The organism is Aporhodopirellula sallentina SM41, from assembly GCF_000346505.1.
In the GTDB taxonomy this organism is placed as follows: domain Bacteria; phylum Planctomycetota; class Planctomycetia; order Pirellulales; family Pirellulaceae; genus Rhodopirellula; species Rhodopirellula sallentina.
Genome location: NZ_ANOH01000334.1, coordinates 45977 through 57848, shown reverse-complemented (window position 1 = coordinate 57848; position 11872 = coordinate 45977). Strand labels below are relative to the sequence as shown.

Genomic DNA, 11872 nt, shown 5'->3' with positions numbered 1-11872 from the left:
CGACAGCGGTCGAATCACCACGAGTCAAACGGTATTCAATGGTCGCGCACGCGACACCGTTTTCGAGCAATTGATCGAGCGTCCCCACAAACGAACTTCGCAATATTTTGTACTTGTTCCCGCCGCTCCAACCACCGCCGTGCGTGTGAAGCATCACCGGCATCGGTCGTGGAAGATTTTTGTCCGGCAGAAAGATCAACATGTCGAGACGGCGACCATCGACGGTCTTGTAAACGATGTTCTCGATTGTCTCGTAGTTTGCCAATTGCTCCCGCAGTTGTTCACGGTTCGAATCGGCAAAACCCATCGAACTGAACAAGAAGAACAAAAGCAGAGCAGCGATCTTGGTATTCATAACGTCACTTTCTCTCCAAAGATTTGAGGCGTCGCCATCATAGCTGCTCGGGTGACGAAACTCACCTCTCCTGCTCCGCCTCCGCCGATCGACATGGCACACGGTTCGCAACGTGGTTTTGCCGAGATTGCAAACGGAGCCGATGCGATCTGCCCGGCAATCACCCTGAACTGAACAAGCGACGAGCAACATCAACGGAGACCTTCCATGGCGAACAAATCTAAGAAACGGGGAAGCTCAGACAACGACGGCAAACCACCACAGTCCCAATCCAGCCAGCCGGGGATTCAAAGTGAGATGCATCCTCAACCGATCAGCATTCGCGAAGACTACGTCGGCAGCGGCAGGCTGAAGAGCAAGGTCGCCCTGATCAGTGGCGGCGACAGCGGAATCGGACGAAGCGTCGCGACGCTATTTGCACGCGAAGGTGTGAGCGTGGCGATCGTCTACCTCAACGAAGACGACGACGCGCAAGAAACGAAACGTTTGGTCGAGAATGAAGGGCAGAAGTGCCTGCTGCTCTCGGGAGACATCGGCGACCAATCGTTCTGCGAGGAGGCGGTTGAGAAGACCGTCGATACATTTGGCCGGCTGGACGTTTTGATCAACAACGCAGCCGAACAACACCCTCAAAAAGAGATCGAGAAGATCACCGAAGAACAGCTCGTCAGCACGTTTCGAACGAACATTTTCTCGATGTTCTACTTTTGCCAAGCGGCCGAACCTCATCTGAAGAAACAGAAAGGCAGCTCGATCATCAACACCACGTCCGTGACCGCCTACCGAGGCAGCCCGGGATTGCTGGACTACTCCGCTACCAAGGGTGCGATCGTGAGTTTTACCCGCTCGCTTTCTCAGAACCTCGTGGAGTCTGGCGTGCGTGTTAACGCGGTCGCACCAGGCCCCATCTGGACACCGCTGATCCCGGCTACCTTTCCCAAAGACCGAGTCGCCGAGTTTGGCACCGATGCCCCCATTGGCCGCGCTGGCCAGCCCTATGAATGCGGAGCATGCTACGTGTTTCTCGCGAGCGATGACGCTTCTTACATCACCGGTCAAGTCATGCATCCCAACGGCGGCGAGATCATTAACGGATAGCCGATGCGCGGGATCGAGCACAGAAGTCATGACATCACTCACCAATTCTCGACAGCGATGACCTGCACGACAACCATGGAGTATCGCGTGTTTTCGCCCGACGCGTTTTCGAACCTTCGCGATTGGATGGACAGGGAGGAAACACGCACGGACTACTACGCATCCATCGCGAGCAACCGTTCGAGTGTGAAGATCCGCGGCAGCAATGGTGACGCTCGCCTAGAGACAAAACACCTCGTGTCGGTTCATGATGAAATGCAGATCTGGACAAAGCTATCTTGTCCGGTAGCCGAAGCCGAGTGCGACGCAACTGTTCGAGCGGCCAGAGAAAATTGGATCGCAGTCACGAAACGCCGATCTCTTCGATACTTCGACTCGAACGGTCTCCGCATTGAACCAGATGAGATCGACGAAGAAGGCAACGACGAAATTCATGATCCGCCGACTCAAGCAGAAGCGGCGGAAGTGGTCGTCGCGGGTCAGACCTTCTTCACGTTCGCCCTTGAGCGGCAAATAAAAATACCGACTAACTCGAACAACAGTCGCCACCAACACGCGTACCGAGAAGCAACCGATTCGTTACGCCTTATTTTAAGACATGCGGGCTTTACCTCAGCAACGATCCCACCGAACGAATCGTATCCCGAGTGGCTGAGACGACGAACAATAGAATCCTGCCAAACGGCAGATGAGCCTGCCTAAAGCAGCGCAACATGCGTTGGCCCCATCATGAATTGGCATCGCGAATCGCGTCGACCAATTCAGATTTGTTCATCTTACTTCGTCCGGGGATATCCAGTTCCGCAGCCCGGTTGTGCAACTCGTCCACGGTACGGTCCTCGAGAGACGCATTCGGGTTGCCCGTTCCTTGGGTCGTCTTATTGGGCGTACGCTCTTCTTGACGACGTTGCTTGTTGACGGTTCGCGCGGCGATCTCTTGCGCATCGTCTTCCGACATCCCGTCCTCGAGCTGGCTTTCCTTGATGTGTTCGTATTGCCGCTCGTCTTTGTCTGTCCACTCAGCCATCGCTTGACCTCTTTGTGAATCGTCGGCCGCAGACGCGTCGGTTACCCTAGGCGTCTGTTGCCGAACTGATGTTTGCTGGCTTTGACGGGCTCTCGTCGGACGGAGAATGAGCCTCCCACTTCGCCAGCACATTGAATTTGTTACTCAGATCACTCGTGATCGAAGACAGTGCCCCGCCGCGGTGCATCGCACATTCGCCACACTTCTGCTTCACGCGACTCTCAACGTCGGTCATCAAGCATCGATCGTGCGTCGTTTTGTAGCCGCTCATAAGCAGTGTCCGGAGCAATCCGTCCCGGCGATCCGTCAATTGACCACCTTCCTTCATGAGAGATTGACAGACCAGTTCCGATATCTCGTTCAGAGCCGATTCGATTTGCGGGTTGGTTTCGCGCATTTTCAGACCTCGTGTTAGCGCAACAAAGCAGCGGCATGCCTAAAGACACGCCGCTTTAAGTCCAATCGGTGGCGCGGACTAAGCAACAGGTCCGCGACGTCCCATCAGCAACCCGATCACGAAAAGGACCAGGAATACGAAGAAGAGAACCTTTGCAATCGTCGCGGCGGTTCCGGCAACAACGCCGAACCCCAAAACACCTGCGATCAACGCGATAATCAGAAAAGTCAAAGCCCAGCCTAACATGGCAATCTCCTAGTTGAAAATGTAATCGTCACGTAGGCGTGAGCGTCACGTCTAACGCGATTGTTCAGAACCAGGAAAAGCGATTCGTGTGCCAATCGCGAGACAATGCGTCTGCGGAACAGGAAAGAATCAAAAACGATCGTTTTTGCTCTCTCAACTCTCGCAGGACGGCCAAAGGGAAGTCACCTTGGCCGGAAATCGGTCAACCACGCCATCGCGGTAACTTTTCGAAGAACGCGTTTCGAAACGCGGGTCGCGGAAACGAACCGCCGTATACAAACTGCTACTGACTACTGACCGATCGGCATGCTGCGGGCGTGATCGAGATCATCGAGAGCCAACGCTAGATCTTTCTGCAACGCGATCCGCTTCGCTTGGTACTCAAAGATTTCGAGTTCGAGCGCGAGATCGGTTCCCGGCGTCTCCTCGTCAATCTCGATCCGACCGCGTGCTTCTTCGAGACGTTGATGGGCCAAATCGATTTGCTGATCAACCAACTTCAACCGCGCCGCGGCACTCCGCACGTCCAAGACTGCCTGCAGGGTCTCGTTGCGGATGACGACCTCGAGCGATCGGCAGAGCTGCGAGCATTGCCGACGTCGTGCGTGTAGGTCATCGTCCGAGCGATCTTCCTTGAGACACTGGAACAAACCTTTGCTAGCCGTCGCCAGTGACAAACCAACGCCGGGACTGACGATCCCCATCAGCAACCGAGCCGCATCGACATTGCAACTCCGTAGTTCGCGACAAAGAACCTGAACGGCTCGCAAGTCACGACGCTGCACGAGTGCGACTGCAACGGCTTCGCCGGCAATGATCGTGGGAGCGTCAACGGGTAACGCATCCATCATGATTGCGTGGGCGACCTCGGCTTCCTCGCGACCGGTCAAACGAGATAGCTCCTGGCGGAGCTTCAACGTATTGAACGACTGCTCGGTCTTGATCGTGACCAAATCCAACCGCGTTTGCCGCAGATGAATGGGATCTCCATCGGGCAGTTCCAACCGCTCGGCTTGATCGGCCATCGAGATCAACTGATCGGCCGTCTGAATCGCCTGCTCGGCAATCTCAACCGCCTGCGTTGCCGCAATCAATTTGTGATAGGCAACTACCGCATGCGTGGCATCGTCGTATCGACGAGCCAACGCGACCTCACGCAAAACATTCCGGATCAACCGAGCCGAACAGCACGCGTCCGGATCTTTGGGATCGATCCCGCGGAGCACCGCATCGACTTCGGCTTCGATCAACGCAGCTTCCGGTGACCGGTCGTACGCCCACCGCATGACTTGATTCTGCGTGTACATCGCAGGTGATGCGACCGCGTGCTCAACCGTCATTCCGGATTCCGAAATAGCAAACGATCCGTCTGCACCGGCGGGGACCGGCAGAGTCTCGACGACTTCCCCGTCCAAAGACAGCGTCTCAACCGAGTCGCCGAAATCGAGCGACGTCGAATCGGACGCGACCGCAGCGTCGGAGAGCCCGACCCAACTCAGCGGCACGCCGAGAGCCTGGGCCGTGTTGGGCGACAAGTAACGCCATCCCAGACTCGGGATCACTATCGCGAGCAGGAACAACAAACCGTATCGGCGATATTTGCTCATGCGATTTGTCGACCTCCCTGTCCAACAAAACGAGACATCTCTAACGTGCAATCACCGGCGGTGGCAAACGCGACCGGCGACAGGCATCCGCAGTCTTCCCTGACGCGAAATTGCCTGTGGCAGTCTCTTTCGGTAGGAACGGAGCAACCGAAACAGCATTCACAACCGGAGTCGGGTTGTGCCGATTATCTCACTGGAAACCTCCGTGAAACTCGTCCTCACGACTCCGGTTAGACAAGCTTTGCGGGTTACGCAAGTTTTCCTAATGAAGCCGACCCTAGGGATCCGATAAGCAGTGATATCGAATTCACCTACAGTGATTTGGGCGATATCCGCCTGACTCGCGAATCGGGAACTACTCCATGCCAGTCACGAAAACACAGCGTTTTACTTCGATTGCCGCCAAGCAGCTCGTGCTCGGCATTGCGTTGTTGATCGCACCGGGATTTGCCACCGTCGTCTCCGCTGAAGGTCCCGTCCGGATCCTCCGCACGAAACCGACCAGCCGAACGAGTTGGTCACCGTCACGAGTGGACGCGGACGCTTCGGCAGACACCACCCAACCCACCCAAACGGTCCGACGGGCATCGTCAAGCCAATCACGTTCACGATCGAGCAACGGAGATGTCCGCCAAGTCGGTTTCTTGGAAGACTACGGCGCGTGCGGTCCGGTATGTGACTGTGGCGAGTGCTCGGGTCCCATGATGCAGGACCCTGGCTGCGGCCTCGAAGGCGGCTACGTGGTTGAACCGGGATGCGGACTCGAACCGGGATGCGGACTCGAACCGGGATGCGGGATCGAACCCGGTTGCGGTTTGGAGCCCGGTTGCGGTTTCGAACCGGCATGCGGAATGGAAGTCTACGGTGACGCGTCCGGTTGCGACGCCTGCACATCAGGCATTGGCAGTTGCGACGGCTACGCGTGTGCCCCGTCATGCCGCGTGGATTGCTTCCCGCTGTTCCTACCGATTCTTCATATTGATTGGAATCGATTTGAGTTCTTCATGGGAAACCAAGCCTATCACAACCCAATGAACGACCCGGCAACTGGTGCCGCATCGAGCACCGACAGTGGCAGCTTTGGCTTCCAACAAGGATTCAACGAAGGTCGCAATCTGCGTCCATGGATCGGACTCGACCTCGCCGCACAGTTCGGACTGCGAGCCACCCAAAGCAACCTGCAAGGCGAAGATTTCACCGATGAGCAACGGAACCAAATTTTCTTGACCGGCGGTCTGTTCCGCCGAGTCGACTACGGTCTGCAGTACGGCGTCGTGCTGGACTACCTCAATGAAGATTGGTACTACCAAACCGACCTCCTGCAACTGCGTGGCGAGTTGAGTTGGAAGTGGTCCGCCTGCCACGGATTCGGTTTTCATTGGATGGGCGGCGTCAGCGATGACACGGTGACGACCACCGTCCTCGACGAGTCCGGTGCGGTCTTCAACGGATCGGAAACACTCGAGGCGACCAACCAATACCGTGCGTTCTATCGGTACTCGTTCGGCTCGACCGGTGAGTGGACTTCGTACATCGGCGGTACCGACGACGAACACTTCTTGATCGGATCGGATATGACAATGCCTTTGAAGAACGGTTTGTCGATGCGTTTGACATCGACCTACTTCTCGCCAGGCGACGACTCGGTGATTCCGGATCATCAGGCCGAAGGCTGGAACATGGGAATCAGCATGACGTACCGCCCGGGCTTCGGCAAACGTTCGAGCCGCTACTGCCGACCGCTGTTTGACGTGGCCGACAACGGAACGTTCTTCGTGTTCAGATAAGACCAGACAACAGATCGCAAAACCAGCGACTGGTTATCTGCAACTTGGCACGCTACTCGTACTCCCATTTCATAATCCAGGGGTCGTCATACCGCTCCTGGGCCGCCTTGAGCTTCCGCTGATACTTCTTCAGCACCTCCTGGTGACCTGAACTGTCCGCGAGGTTGGTCGTTTCGTCGGGATCGGCGTCGATATCAAACAGCTCGAATTCAGGCCGTTGCACGTAACCGTCCACGGTCGTGTTTCCGTACGGAGCGTCGGGGCCTTTGGCGAGTTGTGCCTGCCAACTGCTCGCGGCCCACAGGTCGCTGGCGAACGGATACGGCAACGGGTGAGCGATGTTCCAAATCAGTTTGTACTGGTCGTCACGGATCACTCGCATCGGGTAGTACATCTGAATCTCGTGAAACGTGTGTGACGCAAAAATTTCGTCGTGATGGGAACGCGACGGATCACCGAGAATGTTCAACCAGGATCGACCGTGATAGCGGGCAAACGGTTTCCCACCGTTGAGGTTGTCCATCGGTGAAACGCCGCGTTCTTTCCAATACTTCTTGACGTCGAGCATCTCTTTCGGAGCGTTGGTCTCCCGGTCGAGTCCACCGGCAAAATCCAATAGCGTCGGTGTAATGTCGATGTGGCTGATCAACGCCTCGCTCTCGGTACCGCGTTCGCTTTGATACGGGTCACGCACGACCATCGGAACGCGCAGCCCACCTTCGTAGACGGTTGTTTTCCCTCCGGCGAACGCCATCCCGTGATCAGAGGTGAAAACGATCAGTGTTTTGTCGTACAGTTCCGCGTCTTTCAAAATCTGTACCAACCGAGCCACCCCCTGATCGATGCGACTGCACGATTGATAGTACTGTGCCAATTCGCTGCGGGTCTCGGGCGTGTCAGGTAAAAACGGTGGGACGATGACGTCGGCCGGATCAAAGAACACCTCATCAATGCCATCGTGTGAACTCCGCCGCGGACGATTGCCGAACAGGTTTGGTTTCAAATCCAAATCAGAGGTCTTGTCGACCCCGCCACCCCGGTGTGGGTCCGAGGTCGCGAAGTAGAGAAAAAACGGACGATCATCGTTTTGAGTGAGAAAGGCCCGAGACTTCTCCGCCATTTCCACCGCGTTTCGTCCGTTGCCTTTCAGGTAAGTTTCGAAATGGTAGATCTCCTCCGGCGCAACGTGGTACTTACCGATATGACCGGTACGATACCCCGCCCGTTGCATGACACGCGGCAGAGAAAGCCCGATTACATCCTGGAAGGATGCAAACTTGTGATAATGATGTTGGTGTCCGAATTGTCCGTTACGATGGTTGTGAATCCCGCTCATCACGACACTGCGACTGGCACTACACGATGCCGTCGTTGCAAATGCGTTTTGGAAAACCACCCCGTCGGCGGCGACCGCATCGATCGCCGGCGTGACCGCGCAGGAATCCCCGTAGCAACCGAGCGTGGGACTTTCGTCATCAGTAATGATAAACAACACATTGCGTTCGGCCGCGTTGACGTCCACTGAGCCCCCCGCCATGACGCATACGAAAAATCCAACCGCCACCGACGCCCAGCATCCGCGGCGGATCGATGACCGTAGAATGGAAACAGACATAATTTTGAACATCCAAAACGTGTGCGGGGAAGGGAAACGAGATCACAGGATCCAACGGATAAACGTCATGCGCAATATCGCGAGCACATCTTCTACGAATGAACGCCGGCGATATGAACATCGAGCGGAATCCCAATCGACGGATTTGCAGCCAGCTAATTTTCAGCCGGTTGAGCATGAAGCATCGTTCCGTCGCAGTTTAATGAAACAGGTCGGCAGAGTGTTGATCGTGTTGGCCGGGGCGATCACAACATCCGCCCCCTTCGCCGGGCCAATTGCCTTCGTCAGCCTCACGGTCGGCCCCGCTTCACGCGCCGAGGCGGCGGATCGCACACGGTGTTTTCTCCCGATCGACGCGGACGAGGATTCGGCGACAACGCCGGCGGACGCCGACCATTTAGCCGCGGCCGAGAATCTCCCCCCGGCCGACCAACTATCCCCTACTGCCAACCTATCTCCAACCGACCGTGCGATCATGGCGTCCGGAGTGTCTCCCACCGAAGCGTTTGGGATCGACCAATCATCGCAAGGCAGCGACACCGATTGGCTACGGTACCTCGCCGTGTGGAACGCTCACTGCCAAACACCCCAATCTCAATCGATCCGTCGATGGTTGGGGCTGCCTCAAAATGGCGACGTTCAGATCACGAGTCGTCGTGGACGTGTCTCGCCTAAATTTCTTCCATGGCGGGCTGGCTCATTCGCGGTCGTCCAAACGCCACACTTCGAAATACTGACGCGAGCCGACCGCGAAACATCGCACCACGTCGCTCGGGACCTCGAGAGATTTTATTGGACGTGGACACAAATGTTTTTCCCGCTTTGGACAGGCCGTGACCAAGTCGCGATACGCTTGTCTGATTGGAATCCTCAAACCGAATCTGCCGACGATTTCCTCAGCCGCAACGCGTCCTCACGGCTTAGTCTTCGCCAACGACACCGGGTTGTGTTGCTGCCCGATGAACGTTCCTACCAAATGACGATCTCACACTCGCAAATCGCAGCAGGCCGTCCTTCGACCGTTGCCGCATCCGCAGGCTTTTACAGCGACTCGCTCGAGACGTCCTTTTTCTTCCCACAGGAAGACACTTCTGGGATGGCCCACGAAACATGTCATCAATTGTTTCAAGAGGCGAGCGACCGGAAAAGGTCTCGCCGAATTACTCTCGATACCGATGAGTTTTGGCTCGTCGAAGGCATCGCCGGACATTTTGAATCGATTCAGATGGGAGACCGTTTGGCGTGCATCGGCGGTTGGGATAGCAACCGATTGCAATTCGCCCGTTATCAAACATTGATTGCGAGACAACCGATCGCGTCGGTCACCGAACTGCGCGGCAATCGTCTCGCTATCCAACGCCGTTCGGACTTATCGAGATGGTACTCGTATGCAATCTTGCAAACGCACTGCGCGATTGACGCCGGCCAACGACCCGCGATGCGAGCGCAGGTGTATCGATTGCTCGCGGACATCTATAACGTCGACATCACGGATTTCCCGTGCCTGCGTGATCAAGGCGATGATGTGAGTTTTGACAACTCGCGTGTCGATCGCTTCCTGCGTGTCGACGACAAACATCTGATCGCGCATCCGATTCCAGGTGCCGCAACCGCAATTTGCTTGTCCGGTTGCGAGGTGACTCAAGAGGGATGGAAAACACTCCCCACGCTTCCCAATGTCCGTTGGTTTGACGCGTCACGAACACCGATCGATGACGAACAAGTTCAACGGATCATCGGCGACGCTGCCTCCCTCGATCAACTCAGTTTGGAAGCCACCAAGATCACGACGGGGATCGGCAGCACGCTCGCAAAAGCCAACCGACTTCGCGAACTCGATCTGAGTTGGACAGCGATCGACGACACCACCATCCGTTCGATCGTAGCGGACTCGGTCATCGAGACACTTTGGTTGACCGGAACCGGCGCGACCGATGCGGCGATCGGTAAACTGACGCAATTCAAGAACCTTCAAACGACCGACGTGCAACGAACCCGCATCAGTGATTCCGGTTTGCAAAGACTACGGTCGGCAATCCCTAACCTGGATCTCAATCCGTTGCAGCTAGCACCATAGCCAGACGATCAACGCGAGAAGTTGCATGTGTTTGCACGACATTTGGAACCCGACTCACACGTTGGCGGAATCGTCGATCAGTCGCACGACCACGCGTGTTCCCTGTTTGGCGATCACGCGAACGGGGTTCCCCGGACCGACATAATCACCTTCGGTTACAACGTCGAGCATCATGTCGTCTATCTCGATTCGCCCACCCGGTCTCAGCGGCGAGACGGTTGTCCCGGTTTGTCCGATTTGGACTTTCTGCCACGCAGGCGTGGAATCAGAGACGACGAACGAGTCCGGCGCAACCTCGGCCTGCAAGGTCAACCGACTCAGACCGGGGATCTGTCCCATGTAGCTGGTCAGGAAGATCGCGGCGACGAGAAACGCGAGAAACGCCCCCAAAACGAGAGCCACGTCGTTGCTCAGCGAAGTCCAATCAACACCGCCATCGGTCATTGAGAATCGCCGCGACGCCATCACGAGCGACCCGAGCGTTAACGCCAATCCCATGATGCCCGCGACACCAAAACCTGGAATCACAAACACCTCGGCCGCGATGAACAACAATCCCATCACGAACAACATCACTTCGAGCCAACCAGACGTCCCGCCGAGAAACCGACTCCAGAAGAACAGCCCGAAGCACAAACAACTGACCAATCCTCCCACGCCGATTCCGGGAGCACTCAACTCCACTGCCAACGCTACCAAACCGATCAACAGCAGTAGGAACGTGAAGAATTTCATGTTCAAGATCAACACGAGCGTATCCACCCAGCTGCGTTGCACCTCCGGTATCGGTGCCTGGACGTTGAGTACTCGCGCGAGTTGATCTTTCCCGGAGACGGTTTGGTCCGCCATTCCGAGTTCGACCGCGCGGCGACCGTTAGCAATGAAGAACATGTCTTTGCCGGCCTCGCGAATCGGTGTTCCGAGTTCCCAGTCATCCGCATCGGCGAGTGCGGCGTGTTCTTTGTCCGAGAGAAAACGTTCTTCTCCGGTGCGAGTATTGGTTGCCCGGTAAACAACCATGTCCTTGTCGGTCATTTTCTCCGCGAGGGCGAGGGACCGGCCCGTTGCTTGAGCGGTATCTCGAGCCTTCTGCGCGAGCACGCTGCGACTCTTTGCTTCGGTATAGCGGAACGCTCCGTCCTCTCCCATCACAATTTCACCGGCATCGCCCATCCGGGCATCGGGCTTCATCAAGATGGTATCCGTTGCCAACGCCAACAACGCCGCACCGCTGATCGCATCTTTCTCGATGTAAGCTACCGTTTCGACGTCCTTCGCATCGAGCACCATGTCCATCAGCTCGAACGTCACCGACGTGAACCCGCCGGGGGAATGAATGTCGAGAATGATCACATCGACACCTGAATCCACGGCCGCTTCGAACTTGCGTTTCAACAGCGCGCCGCTGAGCGGATTGATGTCTTCCTTGAGTGGCAGAATGACCGCGGTTCGCTTTCCCGATTCTTGTTTGCGTTCGTTCCTGGCGTCTGCAGCGAGATCATCGGCCGCCGGATCGTTCTCTGCGAGATCGTTTTCGACACCGAGTTCCACCGTGTCGGCAGTGGTATCGGCGCGAACGAGTTGCGGCGTGACGAACGCCATACCGCCGACGATGCAGCCGATCAGCAACAACGTCGTTTGCGTAAGTTTTAGATTCGTCATG

At 56.3% G+C, this 11872-nt stretch carries 10 protein-coding genes and 1 pseudogene; 4 read left to right on the top strand and 7 right to left on the bottom strand.

Translation table 11 applies throughout. The features are described 5' to 3' along the window. Window positions 1-355, bottom strand: a pseudogene (locus RSSM_RS22190) (alpha/beta hydrolase); the annotation flags it as partial. 207 nt (window positions 356-562) lie between these two features. On the opposite strand from RSSM_RS22190, the gene RSSM_RS22185 reads away from it, so the two are divergent. Together RSSM_RS22185 and RSSM_RS22180 are read left to right on the top strand one after the other, a co-directional pair. Beyond that, the gene (locus tag RSSM_RS22185; RefSeq protein ID WP_008684285.1) at window positions 563-1453 is read left to right on the top strand and encodes an SDR family oxidoreductase; all 891 of its coding nucleotides are present in this window, start codon (window positions 563-565) and stop codon (window positions 1451-1453) included. A gap of 57 nt (window positions 1454-1510) precedes the next feature. Beyond that, entirely contained in the window at window positions 1511-2155 is a 645-nt protein-coding gene (locus tag RSSM_RS22180; protein ID WP_144060029.1) for a hypothetical protein, read from the top strand. Window positions 2156-2180: 25 nt separating this feature from the next. On the opposite strand, the gene RSSM_RS22175 is transcribed toward RSSM_RS22180, so the two are convergent. The 4 genes from RSSM_RS22175 to RSSM_RS22155 all read right to left on the bottom strand — a co-directional run bounded on the left by RSSM_RS22175 (window position 2181) and on the right by RSSM_RS22155 (window position 4730). After that, window positions 2181-2480 (bottom strand): Rho termination factor N-terminal domain-containing protein, encoded by a 300-nt coding sequence (locus RSSM_RS22175; protein WP_008684281.1) that lies wholly within the window; start codon window positions 2478-2480, stop codon window positions 2181-2183. A 46-nt stretch (window positions 2481-2526) separates the two neighbouring features. Then, window positions 2527-2877 carry a hypothetical protein gene (locus RSSM_RS22170; RefSeq protein WP_008684278.1) on the bottom strand — a complete coding sequence of 117 codons (351 nt, stop codon included), beginning with the start codon at window positions 2875-2877 and terminating at the stop codon, window positions 2527-2529. Between the two features lie 78 nt (window positions 2878-2955). Next, window positions 2956-3123 carry a DUF1328 domain-containing protein gene (locus tag RSSM_RS32655; protein ID WP_044303270.1) on the bottom strand — a complete coding sequence of 56 codons (168 nt, stop codon included), beginning with the start codon at window positions 3121-3123 and terminating at the stop codon, window positions 2956-2958. A 290-nt stretch (window positions 3124-3413) separates the two neighbouring features. Beyond that, window positions 3414-4730, bottom strand: coding sequence for a hypothetical protein (locus RSSM_RS22155; protein ID WP_008684271.1), 1317 nt, complete (start codon window positions 4728-4730; stop codon window positions 3414-3416). Between the two features lie 362 nt (window positions 4731-5092). Here RSSM_RS22155 and RSSM_RS22150 point away from each other — a divergent pair, with 362 nt between their 5' ends. Beyond that, window positions 5093-6517: a DUF6666 family protein gene (locus RSSM_RS22150; protein WP_008684268.1), complete on the top strand. Its 1425-nt coding sequence runs from the start codon at window positions 5093-5095 to the stop codon at window positions 6515-6517. A gap of 52 nt (window positions 6518-6569) precedes the next feature. Here RSSM_RS22150 and RSSM_RS22145 read toward each other — a convergent pair whose 3' ends face one another. Further along, entirely contained in the window at window positions 6570-8054 is a 1485-nt protein-coding gene (locus RSSM_RS22145; RefSeq protein WP_044303269.1) for a sulfatase family protein, read from the bottom strand. A gap of 145 nt (window positions 8055-8199) precedes the next feature. Between RSSM_RS22145 and RSSM_RS22140 the strand changes: the two genes are divergently transcribed. Then, window positions 8200-10209: a leucine-rich repeat domain-containing protein gene (locus RSSM_RS22140; protein ID WP_201767222.1), complete on the top strand. Its 2010-nt coding sequence runs from the start codon at window positions 8200-8202 to the stop codon at window positions 10207-10209. Between the two features lie 54 nt (window positions 10210-10263). On the opposite strand, the gene RSSM_RS22135 is transcribed toward RSSM_RS22140, so the two are convergent. Continuing rightward, entirely contained in the window at window positions 10264-11871 is a 1608-nt protein-coding gene (locus tag RSSM_RS22135; protein ID WP_008684262.1) for an NfeD family protein, read from the bottom strand. Between the last annotated feature and the right edge of the window lies 1 nt (window position 11872).